This window comes from Flagellimonas flava (assembly GCF_900129665.1).
In the GTDB taxonomy this organism is placed as follows: Bacteria; Bacteroidota; Bacteroidia; order Flavobacteriales; family Flavobacteriaceae; genus Flagellimonas; species Flagellimonas flava.
This window is the reverse complement of sequence record NZ_FQWL01000007.1, coordinates 75560-97095: the sequence shown is the minus strand read 5'-3', so window position 1 is coordinate 97095 and position 21536 is coordinate 75560. Positions and strand designations below refer to the sequence as shown.

The 21536-nt window shown below is 43.0% G+C and carries 15 protein-coding genes and 5 tRNA genes; 2 read left to right on the top strand and 18 right to left on the bottom strand.

Translation table 11 applies throughout. The features are described from left to right. Positions 1–2: 2 nt before the first annotated feature. The gene (locus tag BUC10_RS15970) at positions 3–953 is read right to left on the bottom strand and encodes a PorP/SprF family type IX secretion system membrane protein (protein WP_073181497.1); all 951 of its coding nucleotides are present in this window, start codon (positions 951–953) and stop codon (positions 3–5) included. Positions 954–967: 14 nt separating this feature from the next. Next, complete coding sequence (locus tag BUC10_RS15965) at positions 968–4900, bottom strand: T9SS type B sorting domain-containing protein (RefSeq protein ID WP_073181495.1); 3933 nt, start codon at positions 4898–4900, stop codon at positions 968–970. 399 nt (positions 4901–5299) lie between these two features. On the opposite strand from BUC10_RS15965, the gene BUC10_RS15960 reads away from it, so the two are divergent. Both BUC10_RS15960 and BUC10_RS15955 read left to right on the top strand, forming a co-directional pair. Beyond that, positions 5300–6892 (top strand): peptide chain release factor 3, encoded by a 1593-nt coding sequence (locus BUC10_RS15960; RefSeq protein WP_073181493.1) that lies wholly within the window; start codon positions 5300–5302, stop codon positions 6890–6892. 101 nt (positions 6893–6993) lie between these two features. Next, positions 6994–7425 carry a hypothetical protein gene (locus BUC10_RS15955; protein WP_073181491.1) on the top strand — a complete coding sequence of 144 codons (432 nt, stop codon included), beginning with the start codon at positions 6994–6996 and terminating at the stop codon, positions 7423–7425. A 52-nt stretch (positions 7426–7477) separates the two neighbouring features. On the opposite strand, the gene BUC10_RS15950 is transcribed toward BUC10_RS15955, so the two are convergent. The 16 genes from BUC10_RS15950 to hpf form a co-directional block, all read right to left on the bottom strand. Then, complete coding sequence (locus BUC10_RS15950) at positions 7478–7792, bottom strand: DUF3467 domain-containing protein (protein ID WP_073181489.1); 315 nt, start codon at positions 7790–7792, stop codon at positions 7478–7480. A 59-nt stretch (positions 7793–7851) separates the two neighbouring features. Then, positions 7852–12150 (bottom strand): DNA-directed RNA polymerase subunit beta', encoded by a 4299-nt coding sequence (gene rpoC / locus BUC10_RS15945; RefSeq protein ID WP_073181487.1) that lies wholly within the window; start codon positions 12148–12150, stop codon positions 7852–7854. Positions 12151–12194: 44 nt separating this feature from the next. Beyond that, positions 12195–16004 (bottom strand): DNA-directed RNA polymerase subunit beta, encoded by a 3810-nt coding sequence (gene rpoB / locus BUC10_RS15940; protein ID WP_073181485.1) that lies wholly within the window; start codon positions 16002–16004, stop codon positions 12195–12197. Positions 16005–16132: 128 nt separating this feature from the next. After that, complete coding sequence (gene rplL, locus BUC10_RS15935; protein WP_073181483.1) at positions 16133–16516, bottom strand: 50S ribosomal protein L7/L12; 384 nt, start codon at positions 16514–16516, stop codon at positions 16133–16135. 54 nt (positions 16517–16570) lie between these two features. Continuing rightward, a complete protein-coding gene (rplJ, locus tag BUC10_RS15930; protein ID WP_073181481.1) occupies positions 16571–17089 on the bottom strand; it encodes a 50S ribosomal protein L10 in 519 nt (172 codons plus the stop codon). A gap of 22 nt (positions 17090–17111) precedes the next feature. Then, a complete protein-coding gene (rplA, locus tag BUC10_RS15925; RefSeq protein WP_073181479.1) occupies positions 17112–17804 on the bottom strand; it encodes a 50S ribosomal protein L1 in 693 nt (230 codons plus the stop codon). A gap of 18 nt (positions 17805–17822) precedes the next feature. Next, positions 17823–18260, bottom strand: a complete 438-nt coding sequence (gene rplK, locus BUC10_RS15920; RefSeq protein WP_073181477.1) for a 50S ribosomal protein L11 — start codon at positions 18258–18260, stop codon at positions 17823–17825. A gap of 151 nt (positions 18261–18411) precedes the next feature. Beyond that, complete coding sequence (gene nusG, locus BUC10_RS15915; RefSeq protein ID WP_073181475.1) at positions 18412–18963, bottom strand: transcription termination/antitermination protein NusG; 552 nt, start codon at positions 18961–18963, stop codon at positions 18412–18414. A 6-nt stretch (positions 18964–18969) separates the two neighbouring features. Next, positions 18970–19158, bottom strand: coding sequence for a preprotein translocase subunit SecE (secE, locus tag BUC10_RS15910; protein ID WP_073181473.1), 189 nt, complete (start codon positions 19156–19158; stop codon positions 18970–18972). 20 nt (positions 19159–19178) lie between these two features. After that, positions 19179–19251, bottom strand: a tRNA-Trp gene (locus BUC10_RS15905). Between the two features lie 70 nt (positions 19252–19321). Then, a complete protein-coding gene (gene tuf / locus BUC10_RS15900; protein ID WP_073181471.1) occupies positions 19322–20509 on the bottom strand; it encodes an elongation factor Tu in 1188 nt (395 codons plus the stop codon). Positions 20510–20557: 48 nt separating this feature from the next. After that, positions 20558–20629: transfer RNA gene (locus BUC10_RS15895), tRNA-Thr, on the bottom strand. Between the two features lie 168 nt (positions 20630–20797). After that, a tRNA-Gly gene (locus tag BUC10_RS15890) sits at positions 20798–20870 on the bottom strand. A gap of 81 nt (positions 20871–20951) precedes the next feature. After that, positions 20952–21034: transfer RNA gene (locus BUC10_RS15885), tRNA-Tyr, on the bottom strand. A 22-nt stretch (positions 21035–21056) separates the two neighbouring features. Next, a tRNA-Thr gene (locus tag BUC10_RS15880) sits at positions 21057–21130 on the bottom strand. A 101-nt stretch (positions 21131–21231) separates the two neighbouring features. Next, complete coding sequence (hpf, locus tag BUC10_RS15875; protein ID WP_073181469.1) at positions 21232–21534, bottom strand: ribosome hibernation-promoting factor, HPF/YfiA family; 303 nt, start codon at positions 21532–21534, stop codon at positions 21232–21234. Between the last annotated feature and the right edge of the window lie 2 nt (positions 21535–21536).

Sequence of the window (21536 nt, the reverse complement as noted above, 5' to 3'; positions counted from 1 at the left end):
TATTAAAAGAATCGAGGCGATACTGTTCTTTGGAAAGCTTTGAGCAATTCCAATCTTAAAAACACTTCGAATGAACCATCATTGAACTGGGTTCCCCCAAGTTCTGTGGTTTCACGGTCGTAGGCCAAACCAATCATTATTTGGTCCGTTACCTGAAAGCCAGCTAATGCACTGACCGCTGCATCCAATCTGTAGGCAGCTCCGAAACTAAATTTGTCCGCATATAGAAAACTTGCCGATAAATCAACCTGTAAAGGTGCACCGCCAACAGCTTTTGTCAATAGGGCCGGTTTAAATTTCAAATCGGAATTTAGATCAAAAACATAACCGGTAATCAAATAGAAATTTATGCGCTCCGTGGCCAAAAAATTAACCGAATTGGAATCGTTGGCGTTATTGTCGAAATACTCTGTTTCCAAAACATTTGGAGCGGAAACCCCGGCATAGAATTTATCGGTATGATAATAGATTCCCAATCCAAAATTGGGTGAGAATTGATTATCGATATTGTCTTGCTGAACGACCTCTTGATCAAAGTTCCGAAGGCCATTAAAATCCAAGCTCAACATATTGCCCCCAGCTTTCAGACCAAATGAAAGCTTTGCGTCCAAAGAGACATCAATGGTATATGACAGCACCGCATCCAAATAGGTTTCTTGAACCACACCATCCCCAATATTATCATTGACCAAGGAAATGCCATATCCCAGTCGGCTATTTCGAATTGGAGAGTGGAGGTTAACCGTAAAAGTCTCAGGCGCTCCATCCAAACCAATCCATTGGGAACGATACAGCCCAGCAAAACTCAATTGCCCTCTGGAACCAGCATAGGCAGGGTTTACCGTCAATGTATTGAACATATATTGGGTATACTGCGCATCTTGTTGCGCAACAAGACTTTGAATTGTGATTCCAATAAGTAAAAACGGAATTAAAAAGTGCTTTTTAACCATTCTGCTTCAATATGTTACCTGCTTATGTAAATGTATTCGGAGTCGGTAAAACTTCCTTCATCCGTTTCGTAGTCAAATATATAAAAATATACCCCTGCCGGAAGGTAATCGTTAACGCTAAGCGTGGACCTTCCCCTTGATCGACCATCGAATACGTTGTTGATATTGTCATAGTCCTTACCTTCATATACCGCAACACCCCATCTATTGAAAATCCGCAGTGTGCTACTCCTGATACTGCGTACCCCTCGAATGAACAAAAAGTCATTTTTAAGGTCGCCATTAGGTGTCAACATTTGGTTTACCGCGATATTTTCCACCGAAACCGTTACTACTGCTGTGTCACAGTTATCCGGATTTAATATCTCACAGATGGTATATTCAATGGTATAGATTCCATCGGGTGTTCCAGGAACCACCCTAACACTGCCATCATCGCCGATGGACAACGCATTGGTTGGGCTGGAATCCAATGTTACATCCGAGAGTGTAATTGTGTTACCATCCAATGTATCATTGGAAAGTACGTCACTGCCCAAAATCAATCCCCCTGAACTGTCTGACGTATAGGCATCATCCACTGCATCTATGACATTATCCATGCCAGGTCCCACTTCTATGGTCACCGTTCCGGAATCGCAATTCTCAACATCCTCCAACTCACAGATGGTATAATCTATGGTATATGTACCGTCAGGAGTACCAGGGGTTACGGTTATAGTTCCATCATCGTTGATCCTAAGCTCCTCCGTGGGCGTTGAGGTAAGGATTACATCTTCCAAGGTAACCTGTTCCCCATCCAAAGTATCATTGGAAAGTACATTACTATCTGGAATTTCTCCATCCGAATCCGTGCTAAATGTATCATCCATAGCATCGATTACATTGCCCATATCAGGACCTACTACAACGGTCACCGTTGCACTATCGCAGTTCTCTTCGTCATTGATTTCACAAATAGTGTATTCAATGGTGTACGTATCTTCGGGAATTCCCGGTGTCACCGTAATGCTTCCATCAGGATTGATTTCAAGTTCGTTCGTTGGAGTAGAGATTATGGTTACCCCATCCAAAGTGGCAGGTAAGCCATCCAAAGTATCATTGGTCAGCACATTTACATTTGGAATCTCTCCTCCTGAAACATCAGCATTAAACTGATCGTCCACGGCATCAATTACGTTTCTTTGATCTGGATCAAGATAGTCCGGTGTACCGTCATCATCTGTATCATCATTGGTGGGGTCACCATCCTCGTCTTCATCCTCATCCGGAGTGTCAATCCCATCACCATCGTCATCAAAGTCCCTATAGTTCACATCATCCGTCCCATCTGTATCCGGAAGGTCATTGGCCGGGTCATCGATTTCATCGTTTACATCATAGCCATCGTTAACGTCACTCCCCTCATAACCGTCATCAAGGCCATCGTTGTCCGTATCCACACCGGTAAACGACTGATCCGGAATTCCATCGAAATTAAAATCGTTCCCCTCGTTGTTGTCCAAGACTAAATCGTTGTCCGAGTCATCATCCAAGTAATCTGGAAGTTCATCTGCTTGATCCGTATTCTCTGGAGTAAGTCCGCCCAAATACGCACTGTTTACACCTTGGTTAGCTGCATAGGTGGCCGCATCATCATCGTTCGGTGGAATATACCCTGCGGTTGTTTGGGCCTCCACATTGTCTGGAATACCATCATTATCACTATCTATATCCAAGTGGTCCGGTCTCCCGTCTCCATCACTATCCAAAGCCTCGGTCATCGGGTCATCATCTCCATCCAAGTTTGGGTCCTCAGTGGTGTCCAGGATTCCATCATTGTCGTCATCAAGGTCAACACTGTCCGGTACCCCATCATCGTCAGTGTCCTCACCGGGACCATCAGGGTCCAGATAGTCTGGCGTGCCATCATCGTCAGTATCGTCATTGGTAGGATCACCGTCCTCGTCCTCGTCCTCGTCCGGAGTGTCAATACCGTCACCGTCATCATCAAAATCCCTATAATTGACATCTTCCGTACCATCTGTATCGGGAAGGTCGTTGGCCGGGTCATCGATTTCATCGTTCACATCGTAGCCATCGTCCACATCACTGCCTTCGTAACCGTCATCCAGACCATCATTATCGGTGTCGCTTCCTGTAAAAGTTTGATCTGGAACCCCATCAAAGTTGAAATCGTTCCCTTCATTATTATCGGGTACCAAATCGTTATCGGAGTCGTCATCCAAATAATCTGGAAGGTCTTCATCGTCCGTGTTCTCAGGAGTAAGTCCTCCCAGATAGGCGCTATTCACACCCTGATTAGCTTCATAAGTAGCTGCGTCATCATTGTTTGGAGGTATATAGCCTGCAGTAGTCTGGGCCTCCACATTATCCGGAATACCATCATTGTCGCTGTCTATGTCCAAATGATTCGGCCTGCCGTCACCATCGCTATCCAAAGGATTTGTCAATGGGTCATCATCTCCATCCACGTTTGGGTCCTCCGTGGTATCCAGGATTCCATCGTTGTCATCGTCAAGGTCCACGCTGTCAGGTACCCCATCGTCATCGGTGTCCTCACCAGGGCTATCTGGGTCAAGATAGTCGGGTGTACCATCATCGTCCGTGTCGTCATCAGTGGGATCACCGTCCTCATCGGCATCCTCGTCTGGCGTGTCAATCCCATCCCCGTCGTCATCCAGGTCCCTGTAGTTCACATCTTCGGTACCATCTGTATCCGGAAGGTCGTTGGCAGGATCATCAATTTCATCGTTCACGTCATAGCCATCGTCCACGTCACTACCCTCGTAACCGTCATCCAGGCCATCATTATCGGTGTCGTTTCCTGTAAAAGTTTGATCTGGAACCCCATCAAAGTTAAAATCGTTCCCTTCATTGTTATCCAGGACCAAATCATTATCGGTGTCGTCATCCAGATAGTCGGGAAGGTCCTCACTATCCGTATTTTCAGGATCTATACCTTCATCGCCACTCCCTTCATACGCATTGTCCAATCCATCCTTATCATCGTCCATTCCTGAAGGTGGGATATATCCAGCAGTAGTCTGCCCTTCCACATTATCCGGAATACCATCATTATCTGAATCGATATCCCTGAAGTTAGGTTGGGTATCGTTGTCACTATTTAAAGGAGTCAACCCCTCTCCCGCTCCAGGATAAGATTCGTAATGGTCGTCCAGACCATTTTTATCCTTATCCATCCCACAGGGAGGTTGTATATGGTCTGGGTCTTGGGCCTCGATATTGTCAATAATACCATCATTATCAGCGTCAATATCCCTAAAATCTTTATGATGGTCTCCATCTGTATCTATGGGTAAAAGTCCTCCGCAGCTGCCCGGTGTCTCCTCGTAGGCATCATCCAGACCGTTACCATCTATATCTTTGCCACTCGGAGGAATATAGCCTGAGGTAGTTTGAGCCTCAACATTGTCTAAAATTCCGTCATTGTCCGAATCAATATCTAAATAATCCGGAACATGATCATAATCTGAATCAATGGGAACTAGCCCACCGCAGCTTCCAGGCGTTTCCTCGTAGGCATCATCCAGTCCATTTCCATCTGTATCTTTCCCAGAGGGTGGAATATCTCCATAGGTCGTTTGTGCTTCAAGGTTATCGATAATACCGTCATCATCCGAATCAATATCCAAGTAATCCGGGACCCCATCACCATCCGTATCCGTAGGATAAGTCCAATAGCAATCATCTCCATCAGCATTTTGATCTTCCACTGTATTGATAATCCCATCCCCATCTATATCGATGTCCTCGGAATCGGGCACACCATCTCCATCGGTATCGGTGATATATGTGGCTGCATCCAAATGAATTTTGGCTACATTACCAAAGGAAGTAAGAGATAATGGTCCAACAACAAATGCAGTTAGACAAAGCGCATATAAAACTTTTTTCTTAAGTCTTAAGAAAGTAAAATTTTCCATAATGATAGTTTTGGTCAACTAATCACCATGGCATATTAAGTGTTCTCGTTTGTGTAAGAAAATGGGGCTTTTCTTATCTACAAGTGGCATAAGTCGCAAAACTTTTCCAACCCATCTTTGTGCGCATAGTTAGTTCATTTGGGGTGCACTACCTATTTTAATCGACAAAAGGCAAATTCATCGTCATTATGTACCACTTATATTTATACGAGAGGAATTGTTAAATAGATTATTCCCATCTAAAAAGCTCCTCTCTGCACTGTGGGAAAATTACTTTACTTTTTGATTTTTACCATCCTATTAATGGGTTTTTTGTCCTAATAATATTAACAATTTCCATCATTCAATTTAATCCCCTGAGTACGTGATAAAACCCTATTTTTGCCGAAATTTTTGTTGATGGATTTTGAACAGGAAATAGCAAGACGACGAACTTTTGGTATCATTTCCCATCCGGATGCGGGGAAAACCACCTTAACTGAAAAACTTTTACTTTTTGGAGGTGCCATCCAGGAGGCGGGAGCAGTGAAAAACAACAAAATCAAGAAAAGCGCTACCAGTGATTTCATGGAAATTGAACGTCAACGAGGAATTTCTGTAGCCACCTCAGTGCTTGCCTTTCTTTACAACGATAAGAAAATCAATATCTTAGACACCCCGGGACACAAGGATTTTGCAGAAGATACTTTTAGAACACTGACGGCTGTGGATAGCGTAATTGTTGTAATTGATGTGGCTAAAGGTGTTGAGGAGCAAACCGAAAAGTTGGTTGAAGTCTGTAGGATGCGAAGCATTCCCATGATTGTTTTCATCAATAAATTGGACCGTGAAGGGAAAGATGCTTTTGACCTTTTGGACGAGGTAGAGCAAAAATTGGGCCTTTCGGTAACTCCCTTAAGTTTTCCTATTGGAATGGGGTACGATTTCAAAGGTATCTATAACATTTACGAGAAGAACATCAATCTATTCAGCGGTAATAGTAAACAGAATATTGAAGAGACCATTGCTTTTGATGATATTGAAAGTACTGAACTGGAAGGGATTATTGGTGAAAACTCTGCCCAGGAACTTCGGGACAACTTGGAGCTTGCCACTGGGGTATATCCTGAATTTGATAAAGAAGCCTATCTAGAGGGCGCACAACAACCTGTCTTCTTTGGTTCGGCGTTGAACAATTTTGGAGTTCGCGAATTATTGGACTGTTTTGTGGACATCGCTCCTTCCCCAAGACCCAAAAAGGCGGAGGAACGCTTGGTCGCTTCCAATGAAAAGGATTTTTCCGGGTTTGTTTTCAAAATCCATGCAAATATGGACCCTAAACACCGTGATCGCTTGGCTTTTATAAAAATTGTTTCAGGCACCTTCGAGCGCAACAAGCCTTATCTGCACGTACGTCTAGACAAAAAACTGAAGTTTTCCAGTCCAAACGCCTTTTTTGCTGAGAAAAAGGAGATTGTGGATATTTCCTATCCCGGTGATATCGTTGGGCTTCATGATACCGGAAATTTTAAGATCGGCGATACCCTGACCAGCGGTGAAAAACTAAGCTATACTGGAATCCCAAGTTTTTCACCAGAACATTTTAGATACATCAACAATGCCGACCCCATGAAGGCCAAACAACTTTATAAAGGCATTGACCAACTTATGGATGAGGGTGTTGCGCAGCTGTTTACCTTGGAATTGAATGGTAGAAAAATCATCGGAACCGTTGGGGCCCTGCAATATGAGGTTATCCAATACCGCTTGGAGCATGAATATGGTGCCAAATGTTCCTATGAGAACTTTCCGGCGCACAAGGCCTGCTGGGTAGAGCCTATGGAAGAAAACGAGGAGTTCAAAGAATTTAAACGTGTAAAACAGAAGTTTCTGGCTAAGGATAAGAGGGGGCAACTGGTATTTTTGGCAGATTCTGCCTTTTCCCTACAAATGACCCAACAAAAATATCCAACCGTTAGGCTCAGGTTTACTTCAGAGCCCACCACGGTTTAAAGCGGTAAACAAGGACGTACCTATCCCGTTTTCAATTGATTAGAAAACACTTTGTTACTTTTTTTGTACTTTATTGGCAGTAACCAATAAAAACTTTTCTTATGTCCGATTCAAACAAACCACCTATTTGGTTTTGGGTAGTAAGCGTTCTGGCACTATTATGGAATCTTTCCGGTGTCTACAATTATCTAAGCATTAAGTTCAATCAAGTGGAAATGTTGGAAGCTATGAGTCAAGCCGAGCGCGAACTCTTTGAAGGTGTTCCGGCTTGGGCAACCGCAGCCTTTGCCATCGCCGTTTTTTCCGGAACCATAGCGTCCATAGGTCTACTCCTAAGAAAAAAATGGGCCAAACCTCTTTTTGTAGTCTCTTTGGTCGCCGCTGTTTTGCAGTTTATAAATTGGCTGCTCCTACAAAATGCGGGAGAAGTTTATGGCAGCCATGCATATACCATGCCCATAATTGTTGTGGTAATCGGCTTGCTCCTTATTTTATTCTCTAAAAAAGGGGTTCAAAAAGGTTGGCTGAGCTAAAGAATTTCGAATTGAAAAGAAAAAACCTGACATAAAAGTCAGGTTTTTTGTTTTATGCCTCTCCAGTGGGCCCAAAATTCAATGGGATTGCGGGTTGTTCATAATCCTTAATGGTTCCATGGGCTTTTTCAAACCGGGAAACGTTGTCATTCAATGCCTTGAGAAATTTTTTGGCATGTTGAGGCGTTAAAATTATTCTACTTTTCACCTTGGCCTTGGGAGCTCCCGGCATCATGCTAATGAAGTCCACCACAAACTCCGACACTGAATGGTTAATGATTGCCAAATTGGAATACGTGCCTTCGGCCGTCTTTTCATCCAATTCTATATTGATCTGCTTTTGCTGATTCTTTTCGTTTTCAGCCATTTACATTATAATTTTGAGTAAAAAAGAAAACCCTGATGTTGCCATCAGGGTTTGTTAATTTAGAATTTGAATTCCTCTTTGCGAGCCATGATTTCATCATACTCCTCTTTGGAGCCTACAATGATACTATCATAATCCCTCATACCGGTACCGGCAGGAATCTTATGTCCTACAATGACATTTTCCTTCAATCCTTCCAAGGTATCTACTTTACCGCTTACGGCAGCTTCGTTCAATACTTTGGTAGTTTCCTGGAATGATGCCGCTGAGATAAACGATTTGGTTTGTAGGGAAGCTCTGGTAATACCTTGCAAGATCGGCGTAGCCGTAGCTGCAACCGCATCTCTTGCTGTGACCAAAGTCTTATCCGCTCTTCTCAATACCGAGTTTTCGTCCCTTAATGCACGGGCAGAAATTATCTGTCCAGCTTTCAAGTTTTCAGACTCTCCTGCTTCTTCCACCACTTTCATTCCGAAAATCTCATCGTTTTCGCGGATGAAATCATCCTTGTGCACCAATTGATTTTCCAAAAAGGTAGTATCACCAGAATCTTCAATACGAACTTTACGCATCATCTGACGTACCACAACCTCAAAGTGCTTATCATTGATTTTCACACCTTGCAGACGGTATACCTCCTGAACCTCGTTCACCAAGTATTGCTGTACTGCAGATGGTCCTTTGATCGCCAAAATATCTTCGGGAGTAATAGATCCATCCGACAATGGCATACCTGCCCGGACATAATCGTTTTCCTGTACCAAAATCTGGTTGGAAAGTTTTACCAAGTATTTCTTGATCTCACCCGTCTTGGATTCGATAATGATTTCTCGGTTACCACGCTTGATCTTACCGAAAGATACCACACCATCAATTTCAGAAACTACTGCTGGGTTAGAAGGGTTTCGTGCTTCAAACAGCTCGGTTACCCTTGGTAGACCACCGGTAATATCCCCTGCCTTGGCAGACTTACGTGGAATCTTCACCAAAATCTTACCTTCTTTGATTTTCTCACCATCGTCCACCATAATATGCGAACCAACTGGCAAGTTGTACGAACGTAAGGTTTCACCTTTTCCATCTTTGATCAACAAGGTTGGAATCAGCTTTTTATTTCTGGATTCGGAAATTACCTTTTCTTGGAAACCGGTCTGTTCATCGATTTCAACTTGATAGGTAACCCCCTGCTCAATATTCTCGTAGGCAATCTGACCAGTAAATTCGGACACGATCACACCGTTATAGGGATCCCACTGACAAACAACGGTTCCTTTCTTAATCTTGGCACCGTTCTTAACGAACAACTGCGATCCATAAGGAATGTTGTTGGTACTCAATGTAATCCCCGTGTTGGCATCCACCACTTTGATTTCTGAAGTTCGTGAAATCACAATATTGGCTTTTTCACCCTCACTGTTTTCACCTACTACGGTACGCAAATCTTCAATCTCCGCAACACCATCAAATTTGGCTTCCAACTTGTTGTCCTCAGAAATGTTACCGGCAATACCTCCTACGTGGAACGTACGCAATGTCAGCTGAGTACCTGGTTCTCCAATTGATTGGGCAGCTACCACACCTACGGCTTCACCTCGCTGAACCATTTTGTTGGTAGCAAGGTTTCTACCATAACATTTGGCACAGATTCCTTTTGGGGCTTCACAGGTCAGGGCAGAACGTACTTCAATTTTCTCAATTGGAGCAGCTTCAACCTTCTTCACATCAGCTTCGGAAATTTCTTGACCAGCGGCCAATACCAATTCCTCTGTCAACGGATTGTATACATCGTGCAAAGAAACCCTTCCTAGGATTCGCTCACCCAAGGTCTCCACAACTTCTTCGTTTTTCTTCAAGGCCTTAACCTCAATACCTCGAAGTGTACCACAATCCTCGATATTGATAATCACATCTTGGGAAACATCTACCAAACGACGTGTCAAGTATCCTGCATCCGCCGTTTTCAAAGCAGTATCCGCAAGACCTTTACGCGCACCGTGGGTAGAGATAAAATATTCCAAGATGGAAAGTCCTTCCTTAAAGTTGGAAAGAATCGGGTTTTCGATAATCTCTCCACCACCGGCAGTAGATTTTTTAGGCTTCGCCATCAATCCACGCATACCGGTCAACTGACGAATCTGTTCCTTGGAACCCCTTGCCCCTGAATCCAACATCATATACACCGAGTTGAATCCCTGTTGATCTTCGCGAATTCGCTTCATGGCCAATTCGGTCAACATGGCATTAGTGGAGGTCCAAACGTCAATTACCTGATTGTAACGTTCGTTATTGGTAATCAGACCCATGTTATAGTTCATCATAATACCATCAACTTGCTCATTGGCATCATTGATCATATCATGCTTCTCTGGTGGAATGATAATATCCCCCAAACTAAAGGACAATCCACCTTTAAAGGCGAAATCATAACCCATAGCTTTAATCTTATCCAAGAACTCGGCGGTTCTAGGCACATCGGTAACTGCCAGAATATCCCCAATGATATTTCTCAGGGATTTCTTGTTCAGAACCGTGTTGATATATCCGGCTTGTTCTGGAACAACACTGTTGAACAACACACGACCTACGGTAGTCTCGATGATCTGATTAACAAGCTCGCCATCATCATTAAAATCCTTCGCGCGAACTTTTATACCGGCGTTCAAATCTACCTTTCCTTCATTGAAGGCGATTTCAACCTCTTCCGCAGAGTAGAAGGTCAATCCTTCACCCCTGATCGGTACCTCTTTGGTAGACTTTCGCTCCTTGGTCATATAGTACAGACCCAAAACCATGTCCTGTGAAGGAACGGTAATCGGTGAACCATTTGCAGGATTTAGGATATTTTGAGAAGCCAACATCAGTAATTGTGCCTCCAAAATCGCCTCTGGTCCCAATGGTAAGTGAACCGCCATCTGATCCCCATCAAAATCCGCGTTAAATGCGGTACAGGCCAATGGGTGTAGGCGAATCGCCTTACCTTCAATCAACTTAGGCTGGAAAGCTTGAATACCCAATCGGTGCAATGTGGGAGCACGGTTCAATAATACCGGATGTCCTTTCAATACATTTTCAAGGATATCCCAAACCACAGGCTCTTTCTTGTCTATGATCTTCTTGGCTGATTTCACTGTTTTTACAATACCTCTTTCTATCAGTTTTCTGATTACGAAAGGCTTGTACAATTCAGCAGCCATATCTTTTGGCAGACCACATTCATACAATTTCATCTCCGGTCCAACCACAATAACCGAACGGGCGGAATAATCCACACGTTTACCCAAAAGGTTCTGACGGAAACGACCTTGTTTACCTTTCAAAGAATCTGAAAGGGATTTCAATGGTCTGTTTGATTCTGTTTTAACTGCAGAGGCTTTTCTTGTATTATCGAACAAGGAATCCACAGCTTCCTGAAGCATACGCTTCTCATTTCTCAAGATTACCTCAGGTGCCTTAATTTCCATCAATCGCTTTAGACGATTGTTACGGATAATCACCCTTCGGTACAGATCGTTCAAATCGGAAGTGGCGAAACGCCCTCCATCCAATGGTACCAATGGACGTAATTCTGGTGGAATTACAGGAATCACTTTCATGATCATCCACTCCGGGTTATTTTCCCGATTATCTTGTGACTCACGCAAGGCCTCAACCACCTGAAGTCTCTTCAAGGCCTCAGTTTTACGTTGCTTGGAAGTTTCCGTATTGGCCTTGTGCCTCAATTGATAGGAAAGCTCCTGTAGATCAATACGGGACAACAAATCAATCAAACATTCCGCACCCATTTTGGCTACGAACTTATTAGGATCTGTATCTTCCAAGTATTGGTTCTCAGCAGGCAATTCCTCCAAAATGTTCAAATACTCCTCTTCGGTCAAGAAATCCATTTTATTGATTTCCTCACCTTCTGGGCCTTTGGCAAGACCAGGTTGGATCACCACGTACCTTTCATAGTAAATGATCATGTCCAATTTCTTGGAAGGCAGTCCCAAGAGGTATCCAATTTTGTTTGGAAGGGAACGGAAATACCAGATATGCGCCACAGGAACCACCAAATTGATGTGTCCCACACGATCTCTACGTACTTTTTTCTCCGTAACCTCTACACCACAACGATCACAAACAATTCCACGATAACGGATACGCTTATATTTTCCACAGGCACATTCGTAATCCTTTACAGGACCAAAAATACGCTCACAGAACAATCCATCACGCTCAGGTTTGTGCGTTCTATAGTTAATGGTTTCAGGCTTTAAAACCTCGCCACGGGATTCTGCCAAAATGGACTCCGGAGAGGCCAATCCGATGGAAATTTTATCAAACCTTTTTGGTGCGTTATTATCTTTTATTCTAGCCATAATACTATGGAGATGATATGATTAAAAATGCTTTATAAACTTTACTACTCTTCCAATCTGATATCCAAGCCCAATCCTTTAAGCTCGTGCATCAATACGTTGAAAGATTCTGGCAATCCAGGTTCTGGCATGGTCTCACCTTTAACAATGGACTCATAGGTCTTGGCCCTTCCGATAACGTCATCCGACTTCACGGTCAGGATTTCACGCAAGGTTGATGAAGCTCCATAGGCCTCAAGTGCCCAAACCTCCATCTCACCAAAACGCTGACCACCAAACTGGGCCTTACCACCCAACGGTTGCTGTGTGATCAAAGAGTATGGTCCAATAGATCTAGCATGCATCTTATCGTCAACCATGTGGCCCAATTTCAACATGTAGATCACACCTACTGTCGCAGCCTGATCAAAACGTTTCCCTGTACCTCCATCATAAAGATGGGTGTGTCCAAATCTCGGTACTCCAGCCTCATCTGTAAGCGCGTTGATTTGATCTAGGGTAGCTCCGTCAAAAATTGGAGTTCCATACTTTCTTCCCAACTTAAGACCGGCCCAACCCAAAACGGTTTCGTAAATCTGTCCGATGTTCATACGGGAAGGTACACCAAGTGGGTTCAATACGATGTCCACAGGTGTTCCGTCTTCCAAGAAAGGCATATCTTCTTGACGAACGATACGGGCAACAATACCTTTGTTACCGTGACGTCCTGCCATTTTATCCCCAACCTTAAGCTTACGCTTTTTGGCGATGTATACCTTGGCCAATTTCATGATACCTGCAGGCAGTTCATCCCCTACCGAGATCGTAAACTTATCCCTTCTCAGGTTACCCTGAATATCATTCAACTTGATTTTATAGTTGTGCAACAAGTCGGCAACCAATGCATTGGTTTTATCATCCGTTGTCCAGCTACCACCTACCAAGTGGGCAAAGTCATCAACAGCGTTCAACATTTTGATGGTGTATTTCTTTCCTTTCGGAAGTACTTCCTCACCCAAGTCGTTGATCACACCTTGTGAAGTCTTACCATTGATCAAGCCGAACAATTTCTCAATCAAAACATCCTTCAGTTGTTGGAACTTCACTTCGTAGTCCATCTCCAATCTGGAAATGGCCTCTTTATCTTCAGAACGCTTGCGCTTGTCCTTAATGGAACGGGAGAACAATTTCTTGTCGATAACCACACCTCTCAAAGAAGGAGAAGCCTTCAACGAAGCATCTTTTACATCACCCGCTTTGTCACCAAAAATGGCACGTAAAAGTTTTTCTTCTGGAGTTGGGTCAGATTCCCCTTTAGGAGTAATCTTACCTATTAGGATATCCCCAGGCTTAACCTCTGCACCAATACGGATCATACCATATTCGTCCAAATCTTTGGTAGCCTCCTCAGATACGTTTGGAATATCGTTGGTCAATTCCTCCGCACCCAATTTGGTATCCCTAACCTCTAGGGCATACTCGTCAATATGAATCGAAGTAAAGATATCCTCACGTACCACTTTTTCGGAAATCACGATCGCATCCTCAAAGTTGTATCCTTTCCAAGGCATAAAGGCCACTTTCATGTTCCTACCCAAGGCCAGTTCACCTTTTTCGGTAGCATAACCTTCACAAAGCACCTCACCTCTTTTCACCTTATCACCTTTTCTAACGATAGGCTTAAGGTTGATGCTAGTACCTTGGTTGGTCTTTCTAAACTTCACCAAGTTGTAGGTTTTGGAGTCTTCCTCGAAGCTTACCAAACGCTCTTCCTCAGATCTGCTGTATTTTATAGTAATCTTCTGCGCATCCACATATTCAACAACTCCGTCACCTTCTGCATTGATCAATACCCTTGAATCCGTGGCAACCTGTCTTTCCAAGCCAGTACCCACAATCGGGGATTGTGGTCTCAACAATGGGACTGCCTGACGCATCATGTTTGATCCCATCAGAGCCCTGTTCGCATCATCATGCTCCAAGAACGGAATCAAAGAAGCTGAAATGGAAGCGATTTGGTTCGGTGCAACATCGGTGTAGTTAACCTCTGAAGGATCCACCACTGGGAAATCCCCTTCTTCACGGGCAATTACCTTGTCATCCTCTATCTTGCCTTTACCATCCATAGGAATGTTTGCTTGGGCAATTTTCATTCCTTCTTCTTCTTCCGCACTCAAGTATCTGAACTCCTTGGTATCAACCACTCCATTTTCAACCTTACGATATGGGGTTTCCAAGAAGCCCATAGGATTTACCTTGGCAAACACCGAAAGGGAAGAAATCAAACCAATATTCGGTCCTTCAGGAGTTTCAATCGGACACAATCTTCCGTAGTGCGTATAGTGAACATCACGTACCTCAAAACCAGCTCTTTCTCGGGAAAGACCACCTGGTCCAAGTGCTGACAATCTTCTTTTATGTGTAATCTCTGCCAACGGGTTGGTCTGGTCCATGAACTGGGACAACTGGTTGGTTCCGAAGAACGAGTTGATCACAGAAGACAATGTCTTGGCATTGATCAGGTCAATCGGGGTAAACACCTCGTTATCACGAACGTTCATACGCTCACGAATGGTACGTGCCATACGCGCCAAACCTACACCAAACTGGGAAGACAATTGCTCTCCTACAGTTCTTACACGTCTGTTGGACAAGTGATCGATATCATCAATCTCCGCTTTGGAGTTGATCAGCTCGATCAAATATTTGATAATGGTAATGATATCTTCCTTGGTCAAAACCTGTTTGTCCATTCCGATATCAAGACCTAATTTCTTGTTCATTCGGTAACGACCAACCTCACCAAGATTGTAGCGCTGATCGGAGAAGAACAATTTATCGATAATACCTCTTGCCGTCTCTTCATCTGGCGGTTCGGCATTACGTAACTGTCTGTAGATGTGCTCTACCGCTTCTTTTTCAGAGTTGGTAGGGTCTTTTTGCAATGTATTATGGATAATGGCGTAGTCAGACTGCGCGTTGTTTTCCTTGTGAAGTAGAATGGTCTTCACATCGGCGTCTATGATTTCATCCACATGCTCTTTTTCAAGAACGGTATCACGATCTAGGATGATCTCATTACGTTCGATGGACACCACCTCACCGGTATCTTCATCCACAAAATCCTCGTGCCAGGTGTTCAATACCCTTGCAGCAAGTTTTCTACCCAAAACCTTTTTAAGTCCAGCCTTGGAAACCTTTACTTCCTCTGAAAGGTCAAAGATTTCAAGGATATCCTTATCCCTTTCAAATCCGATGGCTCGGAAAAGAGTGGTTACGGGTAATTTTTTCTTTCTATCAATGTAGGCGTACATTACACCATTGATATCTGTTGCAAATTCAATCCAAGAACCTTTGAAAGGAATTACCCTAGCTGAATACAATTTTGTGCCGTTTGCGTGGAACGACTGTCCGAAGAACACACCCGGAGAACGGTGTAATTGGGAAACTACCACTCGTTCGGCCCCGTTGATCACGAAAGTTCCACTAGGGGTCATGTATGGGATGGTTCCCAAGTACACATCCTGTACTATGGTTTCAAAATCCTCATGCTCAGGGTCGGTACAATACAATTTTAAGCGAGCCTTTAAGGGAACGCTGTAGGTAAGACCTCGCTCAATACATTCTTGGATGGAATATCTTGGAGGGTCTATGAAATAATCTAGAAATTCTAGTACGAATTGGTTTCTAGTGTCTGTAATGGGGAAATTTTCCATGAAGGTATTATAGAGACCTTCATTTCCTCTTTCGTCAGATTTAGTTTCAAGTTGGAAAAAATCTTGAAAGGATTTAATCTGAATGTCCAAGAAATCCGGGTATTCCGGTATGTTCTTAGCGGATGCGAAATTTACTCTTTCAGTAGTGTTTGTGAACATCAATGGACAAATTTTGATCGTGAAATATTACTGTGGGTGGTGTATGACTTTATACACTCCTATTAAAGAGGCTAAGGCCTAACCAATATTATGGAAAGACCTTAACCAAATTTGTATGGTAAAAGCTATTATTTAAGCTCAACTTCTGCTCCAGCTTCTTCCAAAGATTTCTTGATACCTTCTGCCTCATCTTTGGCAATACCTTCCTTAACAGCTTTAGGAGCGCTGTCAACGATGTCCTTAGCATCTTTCAATCCAAGACCGGTCAACTCTTTTACAAGTTTAACAACGGCCAATTTGGAACCACCGGCAGCCTTAAGGATAACATCAAATTCTGTTTTCTCCTCAGCAGCTTCACCTTCACCACCACCAGCGGCAGCACCACCAGCAACAGCTACTGCAGCAGCAGCAGGCTCAATACCGTATTCTTCTTTTAATATGTCGGCCAACTCGTTTACCTCTTTTACGGTTAGGTTAACCAACTGTTCTGCAAAATCTTTTAAATCTGCCATTTTTCTATCGTTTAAATAAAATTTTTAAAATATACTTAGTTAATTGTGCGCGAATTATTCTTTTTCAGATAAGGTCTTAAGGATACCGGCCAGTTTACCGCCACCAGATTTAAGTCCAGAAATAACATTCTTGGCTGGTGATTGCAACAATCCGATAATGTCCCCAATAACTTCCTCTTTGGACTTGATATTAACAAGTGCCTCCAAGTTTTCGTCCCCTACATAGACCGCTTCCTCAATGAAAGCACCCTTAAGTAAAGGCTTATCTGATTTTTTTCTGAAATTTTTGATAAGTTTCGCAGGTGCGTTCCCGGTTTCGGAAAACATCAAAGATGTGTTTCCTTTCAATACTTCGGGAAGTTCACCAAATTCCTTATCAGAAGCTTCCATTGCTTTTGCAAGCAAGGTGTTCTTAACTACCGCAAGCTTAATGTTTGCCTTAAAACAAGCTCTTCTCAAATTAGAGGTTGTTGTGGCATCCAAACCTGAAATATCCGCTAAATAAATATTAGCGTTTTCAGCCAACTGGGAAGTCAAGTCTTCTATTACGATTGCTTTTTCTTCTCTTGTCATAATTAAAATATTGAGCTACCAGCTACGAAACTGCTTTAGGATCTAATTGAACACTAGGACTCATGGTACTGGACAGATAGATGCTTTTCATGTAAACACCCTTTGCCGCAGCAGGCTTCATCTTCACCAAAGTATCTATTAACTCCTTGGCGTTTCCTGCAATCTTATCCGCAGAAAAAGAGGCCTTACCGATTGCAGCATGTACAATTCCAGTTTTGTCCACTTTAAAATCAATCTTACCCGCCTTAACATCGGAAACAGCCTTAGCCACATCCATAGTTACGGTACCGGTTTTTGGATTGGGCATTAAACCTCTTGGACCAAGGATTCTACCTAACGGACCAAGTTTACCCATTACGCTTGGCATGGTGATGATCACATCAACATCGGTCCAACCGCCTTTAATCTTATCCAAAAATTCATCTAACCCAACAAAGTCCGCACCGGCTTCTTTAGCCTCTGCTTCCTTGTCCGGGGTTACCAATGCCAAAACCTTAACGTCCTTACCTGTTCCATGTGGAAGAGTAACTACGCCACGCACCATTTGATTTGCCTTTCTAGGGTCTACACCCAAACGAACTGCAAGGTCAATGGAAGCGTCGAACTTTACATTGGTTATTTCTTTTATCAAAGCTGATGCCTCATCCAAGGAATAGAGTTTGTTTCTATCGATCTTGGCATGGGCCTCCTTTTGCTTTTTAGTCAATCTTGCCATTATAAATTGCTTTAGATTTTAAAAAGGTCTTTTACCAGCTACTTTAAGTCCCATGGAACGTGCAGTACCTGCAACCATACTCATTGCAGATTCCACTGTAAATGCATTCAAATCGACCATTTTGTCCTCAGCGATTGCTTTTACCTGATCCCAGGATACACTACCTGATTTAACCCTGTTAGGTTCGCCAGATCCTTTTTTAATCTTAGCTGCTTCCAACAATTGAACTGCCGCGGGTGGTGTTTTTACAACAAACTCGAAAGATTTGTCTTTGTAAACGGTGATAACAACTGGTAAAACTTTACCAGGTTTGTCCTGTGTACGCGCATTAAACTGCTTACAGAACTCCATAATGTTAACACCAGCAGCACCTAAGGCGGGTCCAACCGGTGGCGATGGATTCGCAGCACCTCCCCTAACTTGTAATTTAACTACCTTATCTACTTCTTTTGCCATTGTTTTTAATTAAAATGAAAGTGTGTTAATTGGAAGCAACACAACTTTATATATGTAACAGCTCTATTATTCTCTTTTGAGCGTCAAGACTTTTGGATTCAAGAATCAAGACCACTTACCGTCTTGTATCTTGATTCTTTCCATCTTGAATCTATACTTTCTCTACTTGCATATAGCTCAGTTCCAATGGTGTTTTTCTTCCGAAAATTTTCACCATAACCTCTAGCTTGCGCTTTTCCTCATTGATTTTCTCAACAGTTCCATTGAACCCGTTGAAAGGACCATCAATAACCTTTACCGTTTCACCCAACACAAAAGGAATGGCTACATTATCCGTATTTACAGCCAACTCATCCACTTTCCCAAGCATACGGTTTACCTCTGTTTTTCGTAGCGGAACAGGATCACCGCCCTTGGTCTCACCCAAGAAGCCAATTACGTTGGTAATGGAGCGAATGATGTGCACCATTTCACCACCCAAATTGGCCTTTATCATAATATATCCCGGAAAGTAAACTCTTTCTTTGTTGATTTTCTTTCCGTTACGGATTTGAACTACCTTCTCCGTTGGAACAAGAACTTCTTCCAGGTAATCACCAAAGCCATTACGCTCAACTTCGCTTTCAATATAGCCTTTGATTTTGTTCTCCTGGCCACTTACCGCCCTTACCACATACCATTTTTTCTCCAGAACCTCAGACATAGCCAATTACCCTATTACGTTATCAAAATACAAACGGATCAACTTGCTAAACAGGGAATCCACACCCCAAGTGGCCAATGCAAACAAGATGGAAAAAACAGCGACAACCACCATAAGGTTGGAAGCTCTTTCCCTGTTAAGCCACGTAACATTGCTCTTTAATTCTTCAAAGGATTCCTTAACGTAAGTGAACATAATTATTTGTATTATCTCTGCACGGGAGGAGAGACTCGAACTCCCGACACCTGGTTTTGGAGACCAGTGCTCTACCAACTGAGCTACACCCGTTTATATTTACACTGAAAGGTATTCCGCAAAAGCGGAACACCCTTTAGTGTACTATTTATTGTAAAAAGATTTAATCTAGAATCTCAGTAACCTGACCGGCACCTACAGTTCTACCACCTTCGCGGATAGCGAAACGTAGACCTACGCTCAAGGCGATAGGTTGGATCAAATCAACGTTGATGGTCAAGTTATCACCAGGCATAACCATTTCAACTCCATCAGGAAGACCAATGTTTCCTGTTACGTCTGTAGTTCTTACATAGAACTGAGGACGGTAGTTGTTGTGGAATGGCGTGTGACGACCACCTTCTTCTTTCTTAAGGATATAAACCTCAGCTTTGAACTTAGCGTGTGGCTTAACGGAACCTGGCTTACAGATTACCATACCTCTTTTGATATCGGATTTTTCAATACCTCTCAAAAGGATACCTACGTTATCACCAGCTTCACCTCTATCCAAAATCTTACGGAACATCTCAACACCAGTAATAGTGGAAGCCAATTTCTCAGCACCCATACCAATGATATCAACTGCATCACCTGTGTTGGCAACACCAGTTTCGATACGTCCTGTAGCAACCGTACCACGACCAGTAATAGTGAATACATCTTCAACAGGCATCAAGAAATCCTTGTCAACATCTCTTTTTGGAAGCTCGATCCACTCATCAACAGCAGCCATCAACTCCATTACAGTATCCACCCATTTTTGCTCACCGTTAAGTGCACCAAGAGCAGAACCAGAGATTACGGGTCCGTTGTCACCATCGTACTCATAGAAAGAAAGTAATTCCCTTACTTCCATTTCAACAAGCTCTAAAAGCTCCTCATCGTCAACCATGTCAACTTTGTTCAAGAACACAACAATTCTTGGAATACCTACCTGACGACCAAGAAGGATGTGCTCACGAGTTTGTGGCATAGGTCCATCAGTTGCCGCAACAACCAAGATAGCACCGTCCATTTGAGCAGCACCAGTAACCATGTTCTTTACGTAATCCGCGTGACCAGGACAGTCAACGTGTGCGTAGTGACGGTTTTGTGTTTGATACTCAACGTGAGAAGTGTTTATGGTAATACCCCTTTCTTTTTCCTCAGGAGCATTATCGATAGAGTCAAAGCTTCTAAGCTCTGACAAGCCCGCATTTGCCAATACGGTAGTAATAGCAGCGGTCAACGTAGTTTTACCGTGATCCACGTGTCCAATAGTACCAATATTTAAGTGCGGTTTGGAACGATCAAAAGTTTCCTTTGCCATTTTAAATAATTTTAATCTTAGTTTATATTAGTGTACAAATCGTTTTTGAGCCAATGACGGGATTTGAACCCGTGACCTCTTCCTTACCAAGGAAACGCTCTACCCCTGAGCTACACCGGCGTAAAGTGTTGAATCAACTACCTTTAAACATTCTCTTAAAGGAAGAGACTCCTGCCTTCGCAGGAATGACAATAAATGTTGTCTTAGAGCGGGAGACCGGGTTTCCCTCGACTCCGCTCGGGATAAACTTCTCACCCTACCAGAAGGTTAATCACCTTATCCTTTTAGAGCGGGAGACCGGGTTCGAACCGGCGACATTCAGCTTGGAAGGCTGACGCTCTACCAACTGAGCTACTCCCGCATTTTTTTGAACTTTATGTTCAATTGATTTCAATATTTCAAAAAACCTTCCCAATTCCCTCGACCTGGGACCACATTTTTGTGGGGAGAGCAGGATTCGAACCTGCGAAGGTGAAAACCAACAGATTTACAGTCTGTCCTCGTTGGCCGCTTGAGTATCTCCCCGCCTTATTTTCAGTAACTTACGAGCCGATGGAGGGACTCGAACCCACGACCTGCTGATTACAAATCAGCTGCTCTAGCCAGCTGAGCTACATCGGCTTTTTAGAGCCTTTTTTCCATAAAAAAAGTCCGCTATTTCTAACGGACTGCAAATGTATATATTTATTTTTTTAATCAAAATAATTTTGCAAAAATTTTCATCAAGCTTTCGCCCTCATTTTTTCCTTCTTTTTTACCAATTGTCGTTCCAAGGAATTACAAGCCGAATCCACCGCTTCCTCAAAAGATTTGCATTGCTTTTTTACAATGATTTTATCTCTGGGCACCAATAACTTGATCTCCACTATCTTATTTTCTTTTGCACTGGTATTCTCAACCTTCATATATACATCGGAACCTATGACCTTATCATAAAAAACTTCCAACTTGTCCATACGCTTTTGAATAAAATCAATAAGCTTGGTATCCGCAACAAAATTTACCGATTGTGCATTTACTTTCATAA

Excerpts from the sequence above, each read along its gene's own strand:
- BUC10_RS15965 (WP_073181495.1), bottom strand. The coding sequence starts at position 4,900 with ATGGAAAATTTTACTTTCTTAAGACTTAAGAAAAAAGTTTTATATGCG.
- secE (WP_073181473.1), bottom strand. The coding sequence starts at position 19,158 with ATGTTCACTTACGTTAAGGAATCCTTTGAAGAATTAAAGAGCAATGTT.
- tuf (WP_073181471.1), bottom strand. The coding sequence starts at position 20,509 with ATGGCAAAGGAAACTTTTGATCGTTCCAAACCGCACTTAAATATTGGT.
- rplK (WP_073181477.1), bottom strand. The coding sequence starts at position 18,260 with ATGGCAAAAGAAGTAGATAAGGTAGTTAAATTACAAGTTAGGGGAGGT.
- rpoB (WP_073181485.1), bottom strand. The coding sequence starts at position 16,004 with ATGTTCACAAACACTACTGAAAGAGTAAATTTCGCATCCGCTAAGAAC.
- nusG (WP_073181475.1), bottom strand. The coding sequence starts at position 18,963 with ATGTCTGAGGTTCTGGAGAAAAAATGGTATGTGGTAAGGGCGGTAAGT.
- rplL (WP_073181483.1), bottom strand. The coding sequence starts at position 16,516 with ATGGCAGATTTAAAAGATTTTGCAGAACAGTTGGTTAACCTAACCGTA.
- BUC10_RS15955 (WP_073181491.1), top strand. The coding sequence starts at position 6,994 with ATGTCCGATTCAAACAAACCACCTATTTGGTTTTGGGTAGTAAGCGTT.
- rplA (WP_073181479.1), bottom strand. The coding sequence starts at position 17,804 with ATGGCAAGATTGACTAAAAAGCAAAAGGAGGCCCATGCCAAGATCGAT.
- hpf (WP_073181469.1), bottom strand. The coding sequence starts at position 21,534 with ATGAAAGTAAATGCACAATCGGTAAATTTTGTTGCGGATACCAAGCTT.
- BUC10_RS15960 (WP_073181493.1), top strand. The coding sequence starts at position 5,300 with ATGGATTTTGAACAGGAAATAGCAAGACGACGAACTTTTGGTATCATT.
- BUC10_RS15950 (WP_073181489.1), bottom strand. The coding sequence starts at position 7,792 with ATGGCTGAAAACGAAAAGAATCAGCAAAAGCAGATCAATATAGAATTG.
- BUC10_RS15970 (WP_073181497.1), bottom strand. The coding sequence starts at position 953 with ATGGTTAAAAAGCACTTTTTAATTCCGTTTTTACTTATTGGAATCACA.
- rpoC (WP_073181487.1), bottom strand. The coding sequence starts at position 12,150 with ATGGCTAGAATAAAAGATAATAACGCACCAAAAAGGTTTGATAAAATT.
- rplJ (WP_073181481.1), bottom strand. The coding sequence starts at position 17,089 with ATGACAAGAGAAGAAAAAGCAATCGTAATAGAAGACTTGACTTCCCAG.